The sequence below is a fragment of the Bradyrhizobium sp. HKCCYLS2038 genome, from assembly GCF_051167655.1.
GTDB lineage: Bacteria > Pseudomonadota > Alphaproteobacteria > Rhizobiales > Xanthobacteraceae > Bradyrhizobium.
Genome location: NZ_JBNPTM010000008.1, coordinates 206,017 through 228,649 on the forward strand (window position 1 = coordinate 206,017; position 22,633 = coordinate 228,649).

Consider the following 22,633-nt stretch of genomic DNA (forward strand, 5'->3'; position numbering starts at 1 on the left):
TCGTCCCGGCCCAGCCGGCCGCTGATCGCGTCACCGGACTGCGGGACGGCAAGCGGGTCCTTGCCGGACGGCGTTTGATCATCGACCATGCCAATGCCTGATCCTCACACATGCGAGCTTAACCATGACCAGCGTCTCCCAACGCGCCGCCATCGGCCGGCTTCCCGAGACGGACGCACGCCGTCTCGACGCGGACGGCTACCTGCTGCTGCGCGGCGCCATCCCGGCGGCATGGATCGCGCCGCTGCGCGACGCCTTCGAGGCGGGCAGGCGACCGTCGGAGCAATGGCCCGTCCCGCGCGGCCGCGACTGGCGCCATGCGATGGTCGACCTCGATCCTCTGGTGCAGCAGGTCTGCCGGCTGCCGCTGATGCTCGCCGCCGTGCATCACATCCTCAAGGCGCCGTTCTTCCTCGGGCAGGTCGAAGGCCGGGAGCCGCTCGCCGAGGGCGGTCAGCAGCCGCTGCATCGCGACGGTGTCGACCGGCATTGCACCGACGCGGTCTCGGCGCTCGCGTTTCTCGATCCGTTCGGACCCGACAATGGCGCGACGCAGCTGGCGCCGGGCACCCATCACCGCGATGCCGACGATGCGCAGGCGGCATCGTCGGCGCTCGTCACCGCGGGCGAGGCCGGCGACATCCTGCTGTTCGACGTCAACCTGCTGCACGGCGCCACGCGCAACCGCAGTGGCGCGCGCCGCCGCTCGCTGCTGATCACCTACGCCTTGTCGGCGCAGCAGGAGGACTGGCGCCGGACGCGCACCTTGCGCGCGGTGCGCATGGACGATGACGAGGTGTTCGGAGCGTAGTGAGCCCCGTCTCCTGATCCCGCGCGCCGCTTTCCACAAAGATTGCATCAAGACAGCATCAAGACAGCAGAGAGGACGCGCATGAAGCTCTACGACTCCCCGACCGCCCCGAGCCCGCGCCGCGTGCGGATCTTTCTCGCCGAGAAAGGCGTCGCTCTCCCGACCGTGCAGATGGACCTGCGCGCCGGCGAGCAGTTCACGCCGGAATTCCGGGCTCTCAATCCGCAGTGCACAGTCCCCGTACTCGCGCTCGATAGCGGCGCCGCCATCACCGACATTGTCGCGATTTGCCGCTACATCGAGGAGCTGCACCCGGAGCCAGCTTTGATGGGCCGCACGCCGGAACAGCGCGCCATCATCGAATGCTGGCTGCGCCGCATCGAGTGGGAGGGCATCGTCGCCATCCAGGAATACTTTCGCAACAGCCAGCCGGGGCTCGAGCACCGTGCGCTGCCCGGCCCGCTGCCGCTCGATCAGATCCCGGCCCTCGCCGAGCGCGGACGCCTGCGCACCGCGCACTTCTTCGCGTGGCTCGACGCGCGGCTGGCCGACCATGCCTTCGTCTGCGGAGCCGAGTTCACGATCGCCGACATCAGCGCCCTGGTGGCCGCCGACTTCGCCGCGCGCGCGAAACTCGATCCGCCCGCCGAACTTCGTCATCTCAGGCGATGGTACGACGAGGTCGCGAGCCGCCCCTCCGCGAAGGCGTGACCGGCCGCGCGCATGCGCGCCTCACCCCGCGAGCTTGGCCAGCCCGTCCCAGTCGAACGTGATGCCGTGGCCCGGCCGTGTCGGCGCCAGCGCCATGCCATCTTCGAGCACCAGGGGATGCGCGATGTAGCGGTCGAGGCCGAAGCCGTGCGCTTCGAGGAACGAACGGTTCGGGCAGGCGGCGAGCAGGTGCACGGTGATATCGTGCGCGCCGTGGCTGGTCACCGGCAGGTTGAACGCCTCGGCGAGGCGGGCGATCTTCATGAACGCGGTGACCCCGCCGCAATTGGTCACGTCGGGCTCGGGATAGGACACCGCGCCGGCAGCGATGTAGTTCTTGAAATCCCAAAGCGAGCGCAGATTCTCGCCGGCCGCGATCGGCACGCCGCCGGCGGCGAGGATACGGGCATGGCCGGCGACGTCGTCAGGAATGGTCGGCTCCTCCAGCCAGGTGAGATCGAACGGCTGCAGCGCGCGAGCGGCGCGGATCGCTTCCTCCACCGTCCACTTCATGTTTGCATCGGCCATCAGCGGAAAGCCGTCGCCGAGATGCCGGCGCATCGCGCCGACGCGCGCGACGTCGGCACTGAGCGCGGGCCGCCCCACCTTCATCTTGATGGCGCGAAAGCCCTTCGCGAGATTGTCGTCGGTCTGCTTCAGCAGCGCGTCGACCGGGAGATCGAGATCGATGCCGCCGGCATAGCAGGGCACGCGCGCATCGAAGCCGCCGAGCAGGCGGAACAGCGGCAGCGACGCGCGCCGCGCCTTGAGGTCCCACAGCGCGATGTCGAGCGCCGATAGCGCCAGCACGACCGGCCCGCCGCGTCCGCCATAGTGCAGGCCCCACCACACCCGGTGCCAGATCGCCTCGGTGTCGTCGGCCTCCTGGCCGACGACGATATCGGGGATCTCGCGCCTGACGATGTCGGCGACGGCATAGCCGTTGCGGCCGACCGTATAGGTGTAGCCGACGCCCTCGGCGCCGTCGGCATCGCGCACCTTGCAGGTGATCAGCTCGAACGCCGTCATTTCGCCATGCGTGCTGTCGGACAGCGTGACGGTGAGTGGAATGCGGTGCAGTCCGGTCTCGATCGTGGTGATCTGTGCCATCGCGCGGTTCCTTCCCTGGATTTTTGTCGAAGGTTATGCTGGTGCTGTGGCAAGGGCAATTGCGAACGGCGCATGGCGGACACGAGCAGGACTTCGGTTACGGTCTGCGTGATCCCTGGATGGGGCGAGAGTGCATGACGGGAGATCGCGACATCCTGGCCCTCAGCGACCTCGATAGCGCTGACATCCTGGGCATGCTGATGCGGGCGCAGGAGCTGGCCGCCTGCTGGCAGGCGCGCGCGATGCCGCAAGCGCTCACCGGCCGGCGCGTTGCGCTCGTGGTCGACGATAGCGGCTGGCGCAATACCACTGCCTTCGATCTCGGCGTGCAAGCGATGGGCGGCCTCTGCGTGCACACGCCGATCCGTCTCAACGCCACTGAGGCCGTCGAGGACCTCGCCGCCTATCTCGACAACTGGTTCGATGCCGTGGTCTGCCGCACGCCCGCGCTCGAAATGCTCTACGCATTGTCCCACTGGGCGCACGCCCCCGTGGTCAACGCGCGCACGCGGCAGAATCATCCCTGCGAGACGCTCGGCGATCTCGCCTTCCTCTGGCATCGGCGCGGCGCGATCGAGGGCTTGAAGATCGCCGTGGTGGCGCCCGCGGCGAACATCCTGGGCTCGTGGATCGAGGCTGCGCAGGTGCTTCCGATCGATGTCGTCCAGGTCTATCCGGCGCGCTGGCATGCGCCGGGAGAGTCACCGCGCTTTCACGTGACGACCGATCTCGGCGAATTGCAGGACGCCGACGTGATCATCACGGATTGCTGGCCGGGAGACGACGAGGCCGCTGCCTTGCAGGACTATCAAATCACCGCAGCGCTGCTGGATGGTCTCCGTCCGGATCTGGACTTCCTGCCCTGTCCACCGGTGACGCGGGGGCAGGAGGTGTCCGACGATGCCATGCGACATCGCGCCTGCCGGGTGGTGCAGGCAAAGTCGTTTCTGCTGCACGCACAGAATTCCGCGCTCGAATGGGTGTTCGCAGCGCCGTGACAGCCTCTACAGGACAGCGTGTTTCGACCTCGAACGCAATTTTCCGATCGCACAGGCGGCAACGCTGGCGCGATGCGGCGTGGGGGAGGGGAGGGCGCCGCTGTCGTTGAGACGGCGGTGGTCATCAAGAGATGGAGAAGCTGATGAGTTATCATGAGCCGTTACATAATCGAGCCAAGCTCTCGCCGCGATGACGCTGCGCTCCCCTCCCCCGGCCGGCAAGCGCGCAGCGGTTGCCGGATGCGGGGAGGGGTCGGGGGTGGGGGCTACACGCGCGAGAGCTCGTGGCGCGCGGCGTCGAATCCTCGCTCCAGTCCATCGCTATTTCCCGCCGATGCAGAATGCGTTGCCGTCTCGGCGCGCTCCTGACAACGGACCCATCACATCGCGCATCGCCCGGAGGCCCCCACCCCCGACCCCTCCCCGCACGCCGACATCGCTGGCGCGATGCCGGCGCGGGGGAGGGGAGCGCACCGTCGTTGAGGTGACTCGGATCATCAAGCAGCCGGCACAGCTTGCAATCACCGGCGTCGCCGCCGTTTACGCGTTTCGCGCCAGCAGCTAGAGTCCTGCATGTCCCAGGCTCATTCAGTCCTCCTCGACCTCGACGGCACCCTGATCGACTCGCAGCCGGGCATCGCCGCGAGCACATTCGCGGCGTTGCGCGAACTGGGGCACGCGCCGGATGACACGCTCGATGTGCGCAGCGTGATCGGGCCGCCCTTGCAGGACATGCTCCGCGTGCTGCTGCAGGCGTACGGCGATGATCGCGTCGATGCCGCGGTCGCGGCCTATCGCCGGCACTATGGCGAGAGCGGGCTGTTCGGCAGCGAGCTCTATCCCGGCATCCGCGACGCGCTTCAGCAACTGCATGGCGCTGGCTTGCGGCTCTATCTCGCGACGTCGAAGCGCGAAGAGTTCGCGCGGCGCATCCTGGAGCATCTTGGTCTCGCAGCCTTGTTCGCCGCCATTCACGGCTCGGTACCGTCGGGGGCGCTCGATCACAAGCCGGAGCTGCTGGCGCATATTCTCACGATGCGGAATATCGCGGCGCGCGATAGCCTGATGGTCGGCGACCGCCGCCACGATATCGCCGGCGCCCATGCGGTCAGGATGCGCAGTCTCGGCGTGCTCTGGGGCTATGGCAGCCGCGACGAACTCGAAACGGCCGACGCAGACCGGATCGTGGAAAGTCCCGCCGATCTGGCTGCGACCGTGCTGTCGATGTTGAACGCCGAGCACCGCCCACGCGGCGCGTGAGTCTTGCGGCGGAACCGGAAAGCCGCGAATATCGCGGCCTCTTCAACGATCATTCCGGGATACACATGCAATTCGACGACGTCATCCTCGGCCGCCGCAGCATCCGTGGCTACAAGCCGGACCCGGTGCCACGGGAGCTCATCGAGGAGATCATCACGCTCGCGATGCGCGCGCCGTCGTCGATGAACAGCCAGCCCTGGAATTTCTACGTCATCACCGGCGAGCCGCTGAACCGCATTCGCGCCGGCAACACCGAGCGCATGGTGGCCGGCGTCCCGCAATCGCGCGAATTCCGCATCGGCCAGCCGTTTGCCGGGCCGCATCGCGATCGGCAGGTGCAGGTCGCCAAGCAATTGTTCTCGGCAATGGGCATCGCGCGCGACGACAAGGACAAGCGGCAGGACTGGGTGCTGCGCGGCTTCCGCCAGTTCGACGCGCCGGTCTGCATCATCGTGACCTATGACCGCGCGCTCGACGGCAGCGACGACACGCCATTCGACTGCGGCGCCGTCACCAATGCGCTCGTCAACGCCGCCTGGTCGCGCGGCCTCGGCGCCGTCATCAACAGCCAGGGCATCATGCAGTCGCCAGTCGTGCGCGAGCACGCCGGCATCGCCGACGACCAGGTCATCATGAAGAGCATCGCGCTCGGCTGGCCCGATCACGATTTCCCGGCGAATGCGGTGGTGTCGGAACGGAAGTCCGTGAAGGACGCCACGGTATTCGTGGGGTTCGAGGATTAGTTGCGCGCCAGGCGATTGCAGAAGTCGTCGATGATGGCGGCCGCAGCGTCGGCAAGGGTCGCCAGCAGCATGTGAGGGGCGTCCAGCCGATGCAGCTCGCAGTCGGGACGGGCTGCAACGATATCGTTGATCTCGTCGCGACCGATCAGGCGGTCGGCGCTGCCATGCAGGCACAGCATCGCGCAGGTGGTCTCTCCGAGACGGAGGCGCTCGTCGATGCGAAGCGCATCCCTGGCGCGCGCACGCAGCAACGATGGGGGCAGCTCACGCAGGACGCAGCGCAGCGTCCGCGCAAGCTCCGGCGTTGCCCCCGATCCCATGAGGGCCGCGGCGATGACGGTCGAGGGCATCCATCTCACGTCGAGGAGCCAGGTGAGTGCCGACATCCACTGCGGCAGCGGGTGGCGGACGAAGCTCGACGCCAGAATCAGCCCCGCGGCGTCCGGATTCGTCGCGGCGATCGCGACGGCAATCGGACCGGAAAACGACTCGCCCAGGATGACGAAACGATCTCCTGGCAAGCGCTCTCCGACGAAGTCCGTGAGCTCGACGTAATCGAGATGGCGATCGATCGGGTAGGCCATGATGCACACCGGGCGATGCGCCGACAGCCGCTCGGCGAGAGGCTTCAGTAGCTCTCCCGTTCCATCCATGCCGGGCAACAGGATCAGGCCAATGTCGCTGGTTGGGGTCATGTGATTTTGTAGCACGTTCGATAGCGACATGGCCCGCCCATCGCGGCAGGTTGGCGCGCCTTTGCCCACCCTACGGCTGCGGCGAGCCGGTCGCTCCGCAAAATAAAGCTTGCGCTTTTTCAGAAATCGTATTCTGATCCGCGCCATCCCGTCCTCATGCAGAGGGGCGTACGCGTCGTCACGATACGTTGAGACGGGGAGCGGTGGCCGCGAGTCTGTCAGGTGCTGATGCGCTGGACGATTGGCAATTCGCGGACGTTCAAGCCGTGTGGTCCTGGCGCCCCGACGCTGGCGCTAAGCTCGCGTGACATGACGTGTCGCGCGGATGACGGGGGCAAGAAAGCCCGGTCCCCGGGGAGAGCACGGAGCAGACGTTAAACCCATCGCGCAGGGAGGGCCGGGCTGTCCGGCTGACCTGTGGTTCCTGCCGCCTGCATTTTTTGAGCAGGCGGGCCACGGGCCTCAGTCGAGGTCCGGCCTTCCCTGCGCCCTCGGCATTTCCGGAGGGCATTGGTGTGACCAACTCGGGCGCGACGGCGCTGCGGGCGTGTTGGTGCGTCTGCGCGCATCATAATGGCCGTGCCGAGTGGACCACCACCCCCGAGGGGAGAAGAGAGAGCGAGCCTCTTGCCACATGATCACGTGCAGAAGAGCCGAGCAGTTTGCATTGGACTAAGAAAGCCGTCCCGGATTGGCCCCTCCCCCTTGCGGGGAGGGGTCGGGGTGGGGGTCCCCGATGCACGCTGTCGATGATGAGCTACGTCAAAAAATCTCAAACTCAAGTAGGTCTGCGCATGAGCTTGCGATCTTCAAATCTTCAGCTCTCGTCCCGTCACGCGCCGGAACGCTTCCAGATAACGCTGGCTCGTCGCATCGACCACACTCTGCGGCAGCGGCGGGGGTGGGGCGTCGCCGTTCCAGCGGCCGGCTTTGCGCTCGGCGTCGAGATAGTCGCGCAGCGGCTGCTTGTCGAAGCTCGGCTGCGGCTTGCCCGGCTGATACGCGTCGACCGCCCAGAAGCGCGAGCTGTCGGGGGTCATCACCTCGTCGATCAGGATGATGTTGCCGTCCTTGTCGCGGCCGAACTCGAACTTGGTGTCGGCGATGATGATGCCCTGCTCGCGGGCGAGGTTTTCGCCCAGCGTATAGACCGCACGCGTCATGCTCTCGAGCGTATACGCCGTGTCGTCGCCGACCACTTCGCGCATCCTGCTGATGGTGATGTTCTCGTCATGGCCGGTCTCGGCCTTGGTCGCCGGGCTGAAGATCGCAGGCTCCAGCTTCTGGCTCTCGACCAGGCCCGCCGGCAGCTGCTCGCCGGCGAGCGTGCCGCTCGCGGCATATTCCTTCCAGGCCGAGCCGGAGAGATAGCCGCGGATCACGCATTCGATCGGAAACACGGTGGTACGCTTGCACAGCATCGCGCGTCCGAGGATCTCCTGGCGATGCGGCGCGAGCGCCGGCACTTCGGCAATAATCGCATCGGTATCGGCCGAGATCATATGGTGATGCACGACGCCTTCGAGCGCGTTGAACCAGTACGCCGAGATCTGCGTCAGCACCGCGCCCTTCATAGGGATGGTCTCGTTCATCACGACGTCGAAGGCCGAGATGCGGTCGGTGGTCAGCAGCAGCACGCGGTCGTCGCCGACGGCATAGATGTCGCGGACCTTGCCGCGGCCTATTTTCGGAAGCGGCAGATTGCTGGCGAGAAGCGTGGTCATCGTGTCTGGCCTTCGAGAGGGAGCATTGCTTCCCATAGCCTATTCCGGCAGCGGAATGAACTCATGCTCCTGCGGAACGGCGGCGAAGCGGCCGGTTTTCCAGTCCTGCTTGGCCTGCTCGATGCGCTCCTTGCTGGAGGAGACGAAATTCCACCAGACATGGCGCGGCCCCTCCAGCGCGTCGCCGCCCAAGAACATCATCCGGGTCGGCTTGACGGTGCGGACGCTGATGGCGTCGCCGGGGCGGAAGATCAGGAGCCGCGGTCCCTCGTAGCGCTCGCGCGCGATCTCGATTTCGCCATCGACGATGTAGATCGCGCGCTCCTCATGGTCGGGATCGAGCGGCACGATCGTGCCGGCTTGCGCGGTCACCTCGACATAGAACCAGGGCGAGACCATCGTCACCGGCGAGGCTTTCCCGAACGCCTTGCCGGCAATGATCCGCGCGGAGAAGCCGGTGTCGCTGGCGGTCGGCAGCGCGTTCGCCGCGTAATGCTGGAAGCTTGGCGCGATCTCTTCGGATTCAACGGGAAGCGCGATCCAGCTCTGCAGGCCGAGCATCTGCTGGCCGTTCTGCCGCTGCAGATCGGGCGTGCGCTCGGAATGCGCGATGCCGCGTCCGGCGGTCATCAGGTTCATGGCGCCCGGCTGGATCTCCTGCACGTTGCCCTCGCTGTCGCGATGCATGATGGCGCCGTCGAACAGATAGGTGACGGTGGCGAGCCCAATATGCGGATGCGGCCGCACGTCCATGCCCTTGCCGGAGACGAACTGCACCGGGCCGAAATGATCGAAGAAGATGAAGGGGCCGACCATCTGCCGCCGGCCATGCGGCAGCGCGCGGCGCACGGCGAAGCCGTCGCCGAGATCGCGGGTGCGCGGCACGATGACATGCTCCAGCGCCTCGCAGGAAGTGGGATCGCCGAATTCGGGATCGATCGATGGCTGCCAGCTCATGGGGCGCTCCTGCGATGTGATGCTCCGAGCTTAGCAGCTTCGCCAGGGCGCGGGCAGGGCACGAGGTCGCGGCGCCCTCGTGATTTGAACGGAACGCAGCTCCGGCCTAGAGTTCCACCGTTGCAAACGGATTTGTGATGATGCCGCTCGAAAGCCTCGACCTCGCGTTCCGCGCCGCCGCGACAGCGTTGCTGGCCGTGCTGGCGGCGTCGCTGTGGCGCGAGCTCAACAGGCAGTCGGTCGGCCGGCTTGCCGTCGCCTTGGCGCTCGGCTCGGCGGCGCATGCGGCGACGTTCAACATCGGCGGCCGCGCGTCGCCGTCGCTGGCGTTCGCGCCGTTGATTGCGGTCGCGACATCCGACGTCGTCGTGCTCTGGCTGTTCTGCCGCGCGCTGTTCGATGACGGCTTTCGGTTGCGCTGGGCGCATGGCGCGATCTGGCTTGCGGTGTTCGGCTTCAGCCTGATCAGTTGCCTCGTGCTCGGCCCGGCCGGCCATGTGCGGCTCGTCATCGTCGCGAACAATCTGCTGGCGCTCGGCTTCGTCTGCCTGACCTTGGCGCAGACCATCCGCTCGTGGTCGGCTGATCTCGTCGAGGGACGGCGGCGCGTCCGCGCCTTCGTCGTCATCGCGGCGCTGGTCTATGGCGGCGTCAATGCGCTGCTGCAGATCGCAGCCGGTGGCAGCGGCCCGTCGGAGCTGGTGAATGTGATCAACGCGACAATGCTGCTGGCCGTCGTCGGCGCCGTCGCGCTGATGCTGTTGAAGGTCGGCGCCGGCGATGTGTTCGCTGCGGAGACGCCGCAGGCCGTCACGGAGGCGCCGGCGCCGGCTGCGATCGCCGAGACGGCCGCCAACCGCAGGCTGGTCGTGGCGCTGACGCGGCTGATGGCGGACGAGCGGATCTATCGCCAGGAGAACGTCACCATCGGCATGCTGGCCACCAAGCTGTCCATTCCCGAGTACCGGCTGCGGCGGCTGATCAATGGCGAGCTCGGCTACCGCAACTTCAACACCTTCCTGAACAATCACCGCATCGAGGAAGCCAAGGCCGCGCTCGCCGATCCCACCCAGGCCGAGGTGCCCGTGATCACCATCGCCATGGACGCCGGGTTCCAGTCGCTCGGCCCGTTCAACCGCGCCTTCAAGGCCGCGACGGGGGTGACGCCGACCGAGTTCCGGCGGCTGAGGCTGGACGCGGCGTGATCTTCGAGGAGTTGAAATCAAAGGAGAATTTCGAAATCGGCGAGGTGGCAGCCAATTCCGGCGGGGGCAGGTTTCAAAATCGGCGAGCCGTTCGGCCGAAGCTGCGGTGTCGTCCGGCAAGTCCATCTGCCGGAGCTTGCCATGACCCGCCGCCGCCTGCTGCTCGTCCTCGTTTCGACCGTTGCTCTGTCTGCCCTCGCCATGGGCGCCGTCCGGGCCCGCGACGTGCCCCAGGTCGCGACCGGCTTCATGGCCAGCACGCTGTGCTCGGAGACGTTCGTCTCCGGCCTCGATCCGGCAGGCGTGCTGGCCGAAACTCAGGCGGCGATGCCCGGCGCCGGTCTTTTGACTTGGGCCATGAATGTCCAGGTGGATCGTGCCGCCAAGGACGTCACGGTGACCCTGCTCGGGCTCGGCCGCAGCCATGCGGTGTTTCGCGATGGGCTTGGCTGCCACATGGACCATGGCGAGGGCGGGAATTGGCCGACCATCCGGCCCGCTGCCCCGGCGCCGGCCTTGTTGCCCGACATCGCTCCGCCGCGCCTCGTGCCGCCGGCAACGCCAGCGCTCGCTGCGGCGCTCGACCGCGCCTTTGCCGAGCCGGACGCGCCGCCGTTCCGGCGCACGCATGCCGTCGTCGTGCTCAAGGACGGCAAGGTGATCGCCGAACGCTACGCCCCCAGCTTTGCGCTCGACACGCCCCTGCTCGGCTTCTCCGCGACCAAGTCGATGACCGCGACCCTGATCGGCATTCTCGTCCGCCAGGGCAAGCTCGCACTGCATGCGCCCGCGCCGGTCGCCGCGTGGCAGAGCGAGCGCGATCCGCGCCATGCCATCACCGTCGATCATCTGCTGCGCCACACCGCCGGGCTCGCGCTCGGCAGCTCGCTGCAGGCCTCCTTGTCGTCGGCGCTCGAGCCGGTCAACCGCATGAAGTTCATCGAACCCGACCGCGCCGCGTTCGCCGAGTCCATGCCGCTGGAAACCACACCGGGCGCGGTCAGCAACTATCACGACGGCAACACCGTCATCCTCTCCCATCTCATCCGCGACGCCGCCGGCGGCAGTGCTGCGGAAGTGCTTCGTTTTGCGCAGCGCGAGCTGTTCGATCCGCTCGGCATGCGCAACGTGACGATCGAGTTCGACGCCGCCGGCACGCCGGAGGGATCGAGCCAGATGCTGGCGACCGCGCGCGATTGGGCGCGGCTCGGCCAGCTCTATCTCGACGACGGCGTCGTCGGTGGCCGCCGCATCCTGCCCGCGGGCTGGGTCGACTATGTCAGCACTCCGACGCCCGGCGCCTTCGTCGGCCTCGGCGCCGGCTTCTGGACCAATCGCGGCGACAGCTTTGGCGCCAACTACCGGATCTCCCATGGCTGGCCGCGCGATGCGTTCTTCGCCAAGGGCACGATCGGCCAATATGTGGTCGTCATCCCCTCCGAGCGCCTGGTCATCGCGCGGTTCGGCCGCACCGTGAACTGGCCGCCGGAAGCCGATGGCGTGGCGCAGCTCGTGAGCGACGTGATGTCCGCGACGCGGGGGGAATGACGCTTGCGTTACGCCCTCCCCAGCGCAGTCGCCTGTTCGACGCGGTCGAACCGTTCCAGGGACAGAATCGCATCAGCAAAACTCTGCGCGCGGCTGCTCAGCACCGGCCGCGCCAAGGTGATGAACTTGTCGCTCATCGCCTGCGCGGACGGGAACGACGTCGGCTCGCCCGAGGGATCGTCGTGCAGCCGTTCATGCACGCCGTCCTCGGTCGTGATGGTGACGCGCGCGCCGAACGGATGGCTGCGGCCGATCTCGAGCTTGTCGTCCTGCACGACATCGAACTTGTCGGCGAGCGCGTTGAGCGCGGTGTCGCCAAGCCTCGTGTAGTCGTCCCAGCCGAAGCGGCCCTGGTCGAGCGCCAGCGCGCCGGTGAAATACATCGAGAACTGGCCGCCGACGATCGAGGTCGGATGCCGCTTGGTCGCGGCATCGCCCGTCAAGGTGATGCCGTTGCGGTGCAGGCCGATCTCGACGCGCTTGACCTGGTCCGGTGTCAGGTTGTGCTCGCGGCGCAGCGCAATGATGGCGTCGATCGCCGCGTGCGTATAGCGGCAGCTCGGATACGGCTTCACGCCGATCTTCATCGTCTCATAGGTCGTGCCGAGACCCGCGACGGCCTTGTCGTGATGCGGCGTATCGGTGTAGCCAACGAGCAGGCCATGCTTGCCTTCGACGGATTCGACGGCGCCGACGAAATCGTTCTTCGCCAGCGTCGCCGCGATCACACCGTTCATCGCGGAAGCCCCCACCTGATAGCGCTTGTTCCAGGCGCCGTTGACCAGGAACTGCAGCGAGCCCGCGGCCTGGCTGCCGGAGACGCCGAAGGCGTAGATCAGCTGCTGCTCCGACAGGCCGAACAGCTTGCCGGCCGCCGCCGCCGCGCCATAGGTGCCGGCGGTAGCGGTCGGGTGGAAGCCACGCGCATAATGCGAGGTCGGATCGAGCGCGTTGCCGAGCCGGCAGCACACCTCGTAGCCGGCGACGATCGCGGTCAGCACCTCGCGACCGGACGCGCCGACCATTTCGCCGACGGCGAAGGCGGCCGGCACGACGGGCGCACTCGGATGCAGCGAGGAATCGGCGTGGGTATCATCGAAGTCGAGCGAATGGCCCATCGTGCCGTTGAGCAGCGCCGCGACGGCCGGTGTCCAGGTCCTGGAATCGCCGAACACCGTGGCTTCGCCCGCCGCGTCCAGCTTCAGCGCGGCCAGCATATTCACCACCGAGGGTGTCGATTCCGCCTCGCGCCGGGCGCGGATGGCGCTGCCGAGAAAGTCGAGCGTCAGCACCTTGGCGCGGTCGAGCACCTCGGGCGGGATATCGTCAAATTTCAGCTCGGCGACATAGCTGGCGAGCGTTGCGGTTTCCTGGGCCATCGTGTTTCCTGAGCGTTGTTGCACGCAGCGTAGGCAAGCTGATTCCGCCTTTCAAGCCGGTCTGGTCCGGCGGGAGGCTGCCATGCCGCCGCGCAGGTCTGTTTCGAGGTGATGGATTGATGGCGTCGTTCAAGGAGCTGTTCGGCGGCGTGCGCGCCCGCAAGGCACAGATGTCGCTGGCCGTGCGCGGCACGGTCGCTGCCACGCTCGCGTTTGCCATCGCCACGGCATTCCAGCTGAAGCTGCCGCTGTGGGCGGTGCTGACCTCGCTGATCGTCACCCAAGGCAGCGTCGGGCGCTCGCTGAAGGCGACGCGCGACTACATGTTCGGCACCATCGGCGGCGCCATTTATGGCGGCGCTATCACCGTGCTGATCCCGCATTCCGGCGAGCTGCAGCTGTTGGGCATGCTGATCCTGGCGGTGACGCCGCTCGCCTTCATCGCCGCGATCAATCCGAGCCTCAATGCCGCCACCGTGACGGCCGTGATCGTGCTGCTGGTGCCGACGATGGGGCATCTCGATCCGCTGGGCTCGGCAATCGATCGCGTGTTCGAGGTCGCGGTCGGCGCGCTGACCGGCCTTGCGGTGTCGTTCATCGTGCTGCCGTCGCGCGCCCACGTGCAGATGCGCAGCGCCGCCGGGCGGCTGCTCGAACTGATCGCCGCGGCGATGACCGAATTGCTCGCCGGCCTGTCGCGCGGCCGCGACAACGACGCGTTGCATCAGATCCAGGACGGCATCGGCACCGCGCTGACCGAGTTGAACGCCACCGGCGCCGAGGCGGAGCGCGAGCGCTCGGCGCGGCTGTCGTCGGGCGCCGACACCGGTCCGCTGCTGCGGACGATCCTTCGCCTGCGTCATGACGTCGTCATGATCGGCCGCGCCAGCGTGGTGCCGCTGCCCTCGGAGCTGCAGGCGCGGCTGTCGGGACCGGTGACGCGGGTCAGCGACGCCATCGCGACCTACCTGCGCGGCTGCGCTGCCGCCATCCGCAATGGCTCCGGCCCGCCGGCGATCTGGCCGATCCACGTCGCGGTCAAGGCCTATGCCGAGGCGGTCGCCGCGGTGCGCAGCGAGGGCCTGACCCGCGGCCTGCCGGGCGACGCCGCCGAACGCTTCTTCGCGCTCGGCTTCTCGCTCGATCAGATGCGGCAGAACCTGATCGACCTCGAACGCGTGATTGCCGAATGGGCGGGCACCGCGCCGGGCAAGCCGCATCGGCCCGAGCCGGAGGAGTCGCCTGACACGGCCGGCGCGTAGCGTCATCGCGACAACCTGAGAAAACGCAGCACCAGGAGGGCTGCGTAGATCGTGGTGCCGATCGACAGTCCGATCCAGATGCCGGCGGCGCCATGAGACGTGTGGAGACCCAGCGCGTAGGACGCGGGGAAGCCGATCAGCCAATAGCCGAGCACGGCCAGGAGCAGCGGGATCCGCGTATCCTTGATGCCGCGCAACGCTCCCACGGCGACGGTCTGCAGCGCATCGGTGATGAAGAACGTCGTGCCGATGAGCAGCAGCGTGGCCGCGAGCGCCGCGGTCGCTTCCGCATCGGCAAGATCTGCGCCGAGAAACAGCTGCACGATCTCGACGCGCGCGACGATGATGCCGAGGGTGAACAGCACCGCGAGAAAAACGCCGAGCAGCATCGCCATCAGGCCGGCGCGGCGAATCCCGATTTCGTCGTTGCGTCCGGCGGCGTGGCCGACGCGCACGGTCGCCGCCATGCTGATGCCGAACGGCACCATGAACAGGATCGCGGTGATCTGCAGCGCGATCTGATGGGCGGCCAGTGCGGGCGTGCTGATCAGTCCCATCAGGATGGCGGCCGCGGAGAACAGGCCGTATTCGAGCAGGAACGACAGCGAGATCGGCGCGCCGATGACGAGGAGCTGCCGCATCAGACCCCAGTCGATGTGCGCAAGCCGCGCCAGCACGTGATAGTCGCGGAACGGCGGACGAGTGGCCGCGATCGACAGCGCGGCCAGGAACGTCGCGAGATTGACTGTCGAGGTTGCGAGGCCGACGCCGGTCAGGCCGAGCTGCGGAAAACCCCAATGGCCGTACAGAAGCAGATAGACCAGCAGCGCATTGAGCGGGATCGCGGCGAGCGTGATCCACAGCACCGGCTCCGGCCGGTTCACCGCGCCCATGAAGCTGCGCAGCGCCATGAACCACAGCATCGGCGCAACGCCCCAGACGAGGCCGGCCAGATAGTCCTGCGCGAGATGCGCCACGCCGGGCGCCTGTGCGAGCGCGAGCAGGATGCTCTCGCCATTCAGCGCGATCAGCATGATCGGCAGCGCGATGAACAGTCCGGCCCACAGGCCGACGCGCAGCGCGCGCCGGACCAGCCCGGCATCATCAGCGCCGAATGCCTGCGCCGCGAGCGGCGCCACCGCCGACATCAGGCCGATGCCGAAGGTCGAGCCGACGAAGTAGACCGTGCCCGACAACGCGGCCGCCGCGACCGCGTCGCCGCCGAGCCGGCCGATGAAGGCGAGATCGGTCGACATCATCGCGATCTGCGACAGCTGCGTCAGCGCCATCGGCGCGGCGAGGCGGATCGTCTCCCAGAGGTCGTGCGCGAGGGAAGGCGTCTGCGCCGGTCGCGGCGCGTGGTTGGTTCCGGCTGTGGAGGTCATGGCGGGGCTATAGCAGTCGTCGTTGCGTCGTGCACATCACGTCTCTCCCGTCGATGCGGTCTCGCTGCAGGTGCGTCATGATCGGCGCAGCGCGGCGGTGTCGCTGATGCGTCGGATCGCGATGACGACGGTCGTCATCAGCTTTCAGTCACGTTGAACGATTGCCGGCAGCGGCTCGCGGTCTCGCGGCGCAGGAGCGCCCGAGGGATGCATCGTCATGGCCCTCATGAAGTGGAGAGGGCGCGGGGAATGCCGGGCGCTGGCCGCACCCATGGCCCGCCTGCGTAAAAAAATGCAGGCGGCAGGAACCACAGGTTCAGCCGAGACATCCCGGCATTCCCCGCGCGATGGTTGGAACGGCTTATACGTACTCTCCCCGGGGACCGGGCTTTCTTGCCCCCGTCGCCTGCGGATCATCATCCCCGCCGGCTTGACCTCAGCGTCGGGAGGCCAGGACCATACGCTTTCGCCGTACGCGGCCGCTCATTCGTCCACGCGCCAGCCTCGGTGAAACCCGAGTGCACGCTGTGAGCCGCCGCGCCCACCGCATCCCCGCCCTCAACGTCCGTGACGACCGCGAAGCGTCCCTCTCCTGAGGACGGGATGGCGTACTATTTCTGATTTTCGAAAAGAACGCAAGCGAAAAGATGGTGCCGGGTCCTCTCGATCGGACCATGTTGCTGAGCGGATTGTCGAAAATAGGTTGGCCGCGTCTCGGTTGTGCCGATGGGCGAGCCGCAGCCATGGACCGCGTGTCGTCGCGGTTGCTGGTCACCGCGTTCGCTTGCTGTATGTTGTCGCTGAATGGATCGAGCGATGGAATTCGGCGATGGTGAGAGAAGTGACCGAGGAGGCGGCGCTCGCGGTCCGTCCTGCCAGTGTCCTCTGGTACGAGCGGATTGCCATCGCAGCATTGATTGCAACGGCGCCCTCTGCGTGGGCGGACCGGGCCACCCTCGTCAAATACACCAATCAGAGTCCAATCCTGTATCCGATCAGCGTTCTCGGCGTGTTTGTCATCCAGGCAGCCTGGATATGGCTCATCGCGCGCAGGCGAAAGAACTGGGCTCGCTGGATCAGCATCATATTCTCCATTGGCAGTATTCCGGCTGTGTTCCTGGATTTCGACGCGCACCTTCGATACAATCCGACCATGGCCGTAATTTCTCTTGTCGCAGTCGTCATCTCGGTCATCGCTGTGTCGATGCTGCTCCGTCGAGACGCCCGCGACTGGTTCTCCACCAAGCCATCTTCACTGTAGTGTCGGTGGCCTGGGGGCGATGGATATGATCGTTCTGGAACGTGTTGGCGATCGACTGCCGGCCGGCTTCAATGCGTTGGAGGCAGACGCGAGAGCGGATGGACATGCCCATCTGAACCGGCTGGCATCCGAGCTGATCGACACCCCGGCGATGTTTCATCACGTGTTCGCAGCCCTTGTCAGCGGCAGGCTTGCCGGCATCGGCGCGATGACGGACGAGCCTGCGCCAACCGAGCAGCCGGTGTGGCGGATGCGCCGATTCTACGTGCAGCGGGCGTGCAGACGTCACGGCGTCGCGCGGACCATCGCTGTCGCGCTGCTGAAGGTGGCGGCAGGGCAAGTCGGCTTGTTGACCGTCCATGCCGGCAACGATGGGGCTGCGCGCTTCTGGGAAGCCATGGGCTTTGATCGCGTTGCGGATCGCGGCTGGTCGCATCAGCGGCGATCATGAGCGCCGGGATATCGCCTGGTCGGCTGCGGCAACGCAGGCGAGCTTGCCGTCAGATCCAGCCAAACCCTGCAAGGACGTCGCGCGCCTGCTGGTCGAGCTCCTCCCGTCGTTCATTCTCTGTCGGACTCCGGCAGAGGCGTTCGAGCTCGGGACGGAATTGCAGCACCACCTGCCCCGGAAGCGACGGCATGATCCACGACAGGATCCAATACTTCCAGACGTCATCGTCAGACTTGAGGACGTGCCAGACATGCGGGGCCATCGGCGCGCCAATCGAGCACAGGAACGGCGAAAGGATGTGAGCCACCGGCCAGTTGCCGTCCTGCAGCCATGCCGTCAGCTCCGGCAAGATCGGCGCAACGGCGGGATAGCCGGCGGCAACGGCAGCCCGGGCACGATCGAGATCCTGCTTTCCGCGAGGAATGAGTTGATGGACGTCGTCTATGGGTATCTCTGCCATGATTTACGGCGCCGTTTCGGCTCGGGTTGCTCGGAGCGGCTCGCGCCGTGCCCGTTAGTAGCGTGGTGAAATCGATGATAAATCGCAGTGCGCGTGACTGCGCCCTCTCCCCTTGTGGGAGAGGGCATGTAGGACAGTTCGGCAACCTCGGTTGGGTGAGGGGGATGTCTCGGCGAGCATCGTTCGCGGAGAGATACCCCTCACCCAAGCCAGTCCGTGGATAAGCCGGCGAAGCCCTCTCCCACAAGGGGAGAGGGCGCAACAGCTGGCGCCGCATCGGCCTTCAATTTCAAGCGCCGTGATGTTGATTGAGAAGATGCTTCGTCGTGGTTCGGTCATCGCAACCAATTAGCTGCTTCCAAGAGCCCCTACCGTCCGCGCTCCGGCACCCGGGTGATCTTCGCGCCGAGCGCGTTCAGGCGCTCGTCGATGCGTTCGTAGCCGCGTTCGATCTGGTCGGCGTTGTCGATGTACGAGGTGCCTTCGGCGCACAGCGCGGCGAGCAGCATGGCCATGCCGGCGCGGATGTCGGGGGAGACGACGCGGGCGCCGCGCAGGCGGTTCGGGCCGGACACGATGGCGCGGTGCGGGTCGCACAGCACGATGCGCCCGCCCATCGAGATCAGCTTGTCGACGAAGAACATCCGCGACTCGAACATCTTCTCGAACATCAGGATCACCCCCTCGCATTGCGTGGCGGTGACGATCGCGATCGACATCAGATCGGCGGGAAAGGCCGGCCAGGGCTGGTCCTCGAGCTTCGGCACATGGCCGCCGAAATCGTCCCTGATCTTGAGCGTCTGATCCGAGGGCACGATGAGGTCGTCGCCAGCGACCTCGCAGACGATGCCGAGCCGCTCGAAGCCCATGCGGATCGAGCGCAGATGCTCGGTGCCGGCGCGGACGATGCGCAGCGGGGAGCGCGTCACGGCGGCGAGCCCGATTAGCGAGCCGACCTCGATGTGATCAGGCTGGATCGCGTAGGACGCCTGGCCGAGCGTGCTGGCGCCGTGGATCACCATGGTGTTGGTGCCGATGCCCTCGATGTTGGCGCCGAGCGCGACCAGGAAATGCGCGAGGTCCTGCACGTGCGGCTCGGAGGCGGCGTTGCGCAGATAGGTGGTGCCGTGCGCGGCCACGGCGGCGACCAGCGCGTTCTCGGTGGCGGTGACGCTGGGCTCGTCGAGGAAGACGTCGGCGCCCTTCAGGCCGGAGGCGCGCAGCTCGATCCTGTCGGATGCGGTGACGCTGGCGCCGAGTTGCTCGAAGGCCAGGAAATGCGTGTCGAGCCGGCGGCGGCCGATCACGTCGCCGCCCGGCGGCGGCAGCGCCACTTCGCCGCAGCGGGCAAGCAGCGGGCCGGCGAGCAGGATCGAGGCACGGATGCGCGCGCACAGATCCGGATCGAGATCGGCGGCGCGGATCTCCTTGGCATGGATCGCGAGCCGGTTGCGGCCACGCCATTCCGCCGAGGCGCCGACCGAACGCACGAGCTCGACCAGCGTCTCGGTGTCGCGGATGCGCGGCACGTTGTCGAGCGTCACCGGATGCTCGGTCAAGAGTGCGGCGGCGATGATCGGCAGCGCGGCGTTCTTGTTGCCCGACGGCTCGATCGCACCCTTGAGCCGGTGACCACCCTCGACGATGTATTGAATGGGCGCCATGCGCAAAGGTCCGTTCTGAGAGGGTGATTTGCCCGGGCCGGCGAAACGCGGAACAACGGTCCCGCACGGAATTATCATGGAAGGCGCTGTCAGGCCACTGCGGTCCAAGGGTTAACGACCGCAATACCCGCGGCCTTGAACGCGCTCGTGTCGCGGGATGCGACGATGAATCCATGGCAGGCGGCAATGGCTGCGATATAGCCGTCGGGCGTCGGAAACCCCTTTCCGGCGGCGCGGGCCTTGACTGCGAGTTCAGCATAGTGACGGGCAGCGCTGGTGTCGAAAGCAAGAACTCTGCTTCCAAACAGCTCCAGGACACCATTGAGTGCCGCGGTCAGCCGGTCCTTACGCCGTCCTCTCGGAAGCGCGCCGATGCCGAACATCAACTCCGCAATCGTCACGCTCGACAGGTAGAGCGTCTCCGCGACCTGCTGGTCGAGCCATGACTTCACCTGGGGTGAAGGCTCCGGCTTCATGGCTTCCGACACGACATTGGTGTCGAGCAGGATCATTTGAAGCGGTGCGGTTCGGCGGGCTTGGTGGCTCGATGCTGCTCGAGGGCTTCGACATCGGCATTCGTGACCCCGATGTTCCGGCTCATGTCAGCCAGCGCGGTGCCGAGACGCACTCGTCCCTCCGGCTGTACAGCGGCTTCGAGGATGGCACGAATTTCCGCCTCCGTGCTGCGGTTGTGCTGAGCCGCACGCGCCTTCAAGGCACGGTGCGTCTCGTCGGACAGATTGCGAATGGTCACGGCCGGCATGACATCCCCCAGCAAATGAGTGATATCGATATCGAAAAATGATATCACTGTCCAGGCGAGGGGTCGTCTCAGCCGAGGTGACACGTCCACATTCGCCGACAGGCGCGCGGCGTCGTCGTCGCGCCGCGTCGTTCTTGACGGCCGGTTTGGCGCAGTCGATGGTCTTGGCTGTCGCCGCTGCGGCATGGAGATGCGTCGGAATGGACGATGAGCAAGCTGATGTCTGGACCTGCTCGCCACAGCGGCGGGCGCGCGCCAACATCCGTCGGTATCTCGACTGGCTGGCCGCGCGCGGACACAGCTTCTCCGGCTATCACGATCTCTGGCAGTGGTCGGTCGACGACATCGCCGGGTTCTGGCGTTCGATCTGGGACTATTTCGAGGTCATGGCCGACGGCGAGATCGGCGAGGTGGTCTCGCGCGATCCGATGCCGCGGACGCGCTGGTTCACGGGGACGCGGCTGAACTTCGCCGAGCACGTGCTGCGCCACGAACTGAGCGGCAGCCCCGATCGGCCGATGCTGCATCACGGCTCGGAGCTGCGTCCGCTGGCAACGGCGAGCTGGGGCGAGATCACGGGCCGGGTGCGGCGGCTCGCCACATCGCTGCGCGAGATGGGGATCGGCGAGGGCGACCGGGTCGTCGCCTACATGCCGAACATTCCGGAGGCGGTCATCGCGATGCTGGCGACCACGGCAATCGGCGCTGTCTGGTCCTCGGCGGCGCCCGAATTCGGCGCGCAGACGGTGATCGACCGCTTCTCGCAGATCGCGCCGAAGCTCGTCTTCGCCGTCAACGGCTATCGTTACGGCGCGAAGGATTTCGACCGCATCGGCGATCTCGAAGCCATCCTTGCGGCGCTGCCGAGCGCCGAGATGCTGGTCATGCTCGACTATCATCCGGCCGCGCGCAAGGCGCCGCAGTTTCGTGGCCGCATCCGGGCGTGGCCCGACCTGCTCGACGGTCCGGCGATCGCGCGCGACGCATTCCAGTTCACGCGCGTCGCATCGGATCATCCGCTCTGGGTGCTGTTCACCTCGGGAACGACCGGCCTGCCGAAGCCGATCGTGCACAATCACCACGGCATCGTGCTCGAGCACTACAAATCGGCGGCGTTTCATTTCGAGATCGAGGCGGAGGGCACGCTGTTCTTCTACTCGACGACTGGCTGGATGGTCTGGAACACGCTGATGTGGGGACCGCTGATGAACGGCACCTCGGTGCTCTATGATGGCCATCCGAGCCATCCAGATGCGCGCCTGGTGTGGCGGCTCGTCGAAGCGGCCGGCGTGACCGTGCTCGGCATCAGCCCGAGCTACATCCAGCTGGTGCGGCAGCAGGGCGTCGTCCCGGGCCGCGAGTTCAATCTGGAGCGGCTGCAGTCGGTGATGCTGGTCGGCTCGCCGTCGACGCCGGAGGTGTTTCGCTGGGTGCACGAAGCCGTCAAGCCGGAGGTCTGGGCGTCGTCGCAATCCGGCGGCACGGAGTTCTGCTCCGGCCTGCTGGCCGGCTCGCCGCTGCTGCCGACCCATGCCGGCGAGATCCAGGCGCCCGCGCTCGGCGTGGCCGCGGTCGCGTTCGACGATGCAGGGCAAGAGATTATCGGCGTGGCCGGCGAACTCGTCGTTCTCAAGCCGATGCCGTCGATGCCGCTCTGCTTCTGGGGCGATGCCGACTTCGCCCGCTATACGGACAGCTATTTCGGCGTCTATCCCGGAGTCTGGCGGCATGGTGACCGGGTTCGCTTCAACGCACGCGGCGGCTGCCAGGTGCTGGGCCGCTCCGACGCCACGCTGAACCGCCACGGCGTGCGCATTGGCTCTGCGGAGATCTACCGGACGATGGAGGCGGTCCCCGGCATCGCCGACAGTCTCGTGATCTGCATCGAGCAGCCGGACGGCGGCTTCTACATGCCGCTGTTCGTGCAGCTCGCCGAGGGCATCGAGCTGACGGACGCGCTGCAGGGTGAGATCCGCCAGCGCTTGCGCCACGAGCGCAGCCCGCGGCATGTCCCGGACGTCATCATCGCCGTGCCGGAGATTCCGATGACCCTGACCGGCAAGAAAATGGAGGTGCCGGTCCGCAGGCTGCTGCTCGGTGATGCCCCGGACAAGGTCGCGAGCAAGGATGCCACGCGAAACCCGGCGGCGCTGGACTGGTTCACGCAGTTCGCGGCGGCCCGGCGAGGCGGATGACAGCGGCGAGCGTCAGCCCTGACGATGGTCAGGCCGGACGGATGGAGCGTC

At 66.8% G+C, this 22,633-nt stretch carries 21 protein-coding genes; 11 read left to right on the forward strand and 10 right to left on the reverse strand.

Features of this window, described 5'->3' with window-relative positions; all coding sequences use genetic code 11:
* Positions 1 to 124 precede the first annotated feature (124 nt).
* Positions 125 to 811, forward strand: coding sequence for a phytanoyl-CoA dioxygenase family protein (locus ACQR1I_RS30260; RefSeq protein WP_434869738.1), 687 nt, complete (start codon positions 125 to 127; stop codon positions 809 to 811).
* Between the two features lie 81 nt (positions 812 to 892).
* Positions 893 to 1,522 (forward strand): glutathione S-transferase family protein, encoded by a 630-nt coding sequence (locus ACQR1I_RS30265; protein ID WP_434869739.1) that lies wholly within the window; start codon positions 893 to 895, stop codon positions 1,520 to 1,522.
* 21 nt (positions 1,523 to 1,543) lie between these two features.
* Here the strand turns inward: ACQR1I_RS30265 and ACQR1I_RS30270 are convergent, their stop codons facing one another.
* Positions 1,544 to 2,632, reverse strand: coding sequence for a mandelate racemase/muconate lactonizing enzyme family protein (locus tag ACQR1I_RS30270; protein WP_434869740.1), 1,089 nt, complete (start codon positions 2,630 to 2,632; stop codon positions 1,544 to 1,546).
* Between the two features lie 134 nt (positions 2,633 to 2,766).
* Between ACQR1I_RS30270 and ACQR1I_RS30275 the strand changes: the two genes are divergently transcribed.
* The 3 genes from ACQR1I_RS30275 to ACQR1I_RS30285 all read left to right on the forward strand — a co-directional run bounded on the left by ACQR1I_RS30275 (position 2,767) and on the right by ACQR1I_RS30285 (position 5,633).
* Positions 2,767 to 3,630, forward strand: coding sequence for an ornithine carbamoyltransferase (locus tag ACQR1I_RS30275; protein WP_434869741.1), 864 nt, complete (start codon positions 2,767 to 2,769; stop codon positions 3,628 to 3,630).
* A gap of 573 nt (positions 3,631 to 4,203) precedes the next feature.
* Positions 4,204 to 4,890, forward strand: coding sequence for an HAD hydrolase-like protein (locus tag ACQR1I_RS30280; protein WP_434869742.1), 687 nt, complete (start codon positions 4,204 to 4,206; stop codon positions 4,888 to 4,890).
* A 65-nt stretch (positions 4,891 to 4,955) separates the two neighbouring features.
* A complete protein-coding gene (locus ACQR1I_RS30285; RefSeq protein WP_434869743.1) occupies positions 4,956 to 5,633 on the forward strand; it encodes a nitroreductase in 678 nt (225 codons plus the stop codon).
* Here ACQR1I_RS30285 and ACQR1I_RS30290 read toward each other — a convergent pair.
* The 3 genes from ACQR1I_RS30290 to ACQR1I_RS30300 all read right to left on the reverse strand — a co-directional run bounded on the left by ACQR1I_RS30290 (position 5,630) and on the right by ACQR1I_RS30300 (position 9,009).
* Positions 5,630 to 6,475 carry an alpha/beta fold hydrolase gene (locus tag ACQR1I_RS30290; protein ID WP_434869744.1) on the reverse strand — a complete coding sequence of 282 codons (846 nt, stop codon included), beginning with the start codon at positions 6,473 to 6,475 and terminating at the stop codon, positions 5,630 to 5,632. The genes ACQR1I_RS30285 and ACQR1I_RS30290 overlap by 4 nt on opposite strands.
* 662 nt (positions 6,476 to 7,137) lie before the next feature.
* Complete coding sequence (locus ACQR1I_RS30295) at positions 7,138 to 8,052, reverse strand: phosphoribosylaminoimidazolesuccinocarboxamide synthase (protein WP_434869745.1); 915 nt, start codon at positions 8,050 to 8,052, stop codon at positions 7,138 to 7,140.
* 39 nt (positions 8,053 to 8,091) lie between these two features.
* Entirely contained in the window at positions 8,092 to 9,009 is a 918-nt protein-coding gene (locus ACQR1I_RS30300) for a pirin family protein (RefSeq protein ID WP_434869746.1), read from the reverse strand.
* 140 nt (positions 9,010 to 9,149) lie between these two features.
* Between ACQR1I_RS30300 and ACQR1I_RS30305 the strand changes: the two genes are divergently transcribed.
* Together ACQR1I_RS30305 and ACQR1I_RS30310 are read left to right on the forward strand one after the other, a co-directional pair.
* A complete protein-coding gene (locus tag ACQR1I_RS30305; protein ID WP_434869779.1) occupies positions 9,150 to 10,214 on the forward strand; it encodes a helix-turn-helix domain-containing protein in 1,065 nt (354 codons plus the stop codon).
* Between the two features lie 141 nt (positions 10,215 to 10,355).
* Positions 10,356 to 11,762, forward strand: coding sequence for a serine hydrolase domain-containing protein (locus ACQR1I_RS30310; RefSeq protein WP_434869747.1), 1,407 nt, complete (start codon positions 10,356 to 10,358; stop codon positions 11,760 to 11,762).
* 8 nt (positions 11,763 to 11,770) lie between these two features.
* Here ACQR1I_RS30310 and ACQR1I_RS30315 read toward each other — a convergent pair whose 3' ends face one another.
* The gene (locus ACQR1I_RS30315) at positions 11,771 to 13,141 is read right to left on the reverse strand and encodes an MmgE/PrpD family protein (RefSeq protein WP_434869748.1); all 1,371 of its coding nucleotides are present in this window, start codon (positions 13,139 to 13,141) and stop codon (positions 11,771 to 11,773) included.
* Between the two features lie 119 nt (positions 13,142 to 13,260).
* On the opposite strand from ACQR1I_RS30315, the gene ACQR1I_RS30320 reads away from it, so the two are divergent.
* Positions 13,261 to 14,403, forward strand: coding sequence for an FUSC family protein (locus tag ACQR1I_RS30320; RefSeq protein WP_434869749.1), 1,143 nt, complete (start codon positions 13,261 to 13,263; stop codon positions 14,401 to 14,403).
* Between the two features lie 2 nt (positions 14,404 to 14,405).
* On the opposite strand, the gene ACQR1I_RS30325 is transcribed toward ACQR1I_RS30320, so the two are convergent.
* On the reverse strand, positions 14,406 to 15,788 hold the full coding sequence (locus ACQR1I_RS30325; RefSeq protein WP_434869750.1) for an MATE family efflux transporter: 1,383 nt from the start codon (positions 15,786 to 15,788) through the stop codon (positions 14,406 to 14,408).
* 829 nt (positions 15,789 to 16,617) lie between these two features.
* Between ACQR1I_RS30325 and ACQR1I_RS30330 the strand changes: the two genes are divergently transcribed.
* Complete coding sequence (locus ACQR1I_RS30330; RefSeq protein WP_434888857.1) at positions 16,618 to 17,049, forward strand: hypothetical protein; 432 nt, start codon at positions 16,618 to 16,620, stop codon at positions 17,047 to 17,049.
* A 25-nt stretch (positions 17,050 to 17,074) separates the two neighbouring features.
* The gene (locus ACQR1I_RS30335; protein WP_434869752.1) at positions 17,075 to 17,500 is read left to right on the forward strand and encodes a GNAT family N-acetyltransferase; all 426 of its coding nucleotides are present in this window, start codon (positions 17,075 to 17,077) and stop codon (positions 17,498 to 17,500) included.
* A 49-nt stretch (positions 17,501 to 17,549) separates the two neighbouring features.
* Here ACQR1I_RS30335 and ACQR1I_RS30340 read toward each other — a convergent pair whose 3' ends face one another.
* From ACQR1I_RS30340 to ACQR1I_RS30355, 4 genes are all read right to left on the reverse strand, one after another.
* The gene (locus ACQR1I_RS30340; RefSeq protein WP_434869753.1) at positions 17,550 to 17,960 is read right to left on the reverse strand and encodes a DUF5071 domain-containing protein; all 411 of its coding nucleotides are present in this window, start codon (positions 17,958 to 17,960) and stop codon (positions 17,550 to 17,552) included.
* A gap of 368 nt (positions 17,961 to 18,328) precedes the next feature.
* Positions 18,329 to 19,624 carry a UDP-N-acetylglucosamine 1-carboxyvinyltransferase gene (murA, locus tag ACQR1I_RS30345; RefSeq protein WP_434869754.1) on the reverse strand — a complete coding sequence of 432 codons (1,296 nt, stop codon included), beginning with the start codon at positions 19,622 to 19,624 and terminating at the stop codon, positions 18,329 to 18,331.
* An 89-nt stretch (positions 19,625 to 19,713) separates the two neighbouring features.
* Entirely contained in the window at positions 19,714 to 20,136 is a 423-nt protein-coding gene (locus tag ACQR1I_RS30350) for a type II toxin-antitoxin system VapC family toxin (RefSeq protein WP_434869755.1), read from the reverse strand.
* Positions 20,133 to 20,387 (reverse strand): FitA-like ribbon-helix-helix domain-containing protein, encoded by a 255-nt coding sequence (locus ACQR1I_RS30355; RefSeq protein ID WP_434869756.1) that lies wholly within the window; start codon positions 20,385 to 20,387, stop codon positions 20,133 to 20,135. The genes ACQR1I_RS30350 and ACQR1I_RS30355 overlap by 4 nt, the downstream gene beginning before the upstream one ends.
* Before the next feature lie 200 nt (positions 20,388 to 20,587).
* Between ACQR1I_RS30355 and ACQR1I_RS30360 the strand changes: the two genes are divergently transcribed.
* Entirely contained in the window at positions 20,588 to 22,582 is a 1,995-nt protein-coding gene (locus ACQR1I_RS30360; protein WP_434869757.1) for an acetoacetate--CoA ligase, read from the forward strand.
* The last annotated feature ends 51 nt before the right edge of the window (positions 22,583 to 22,633 follow it).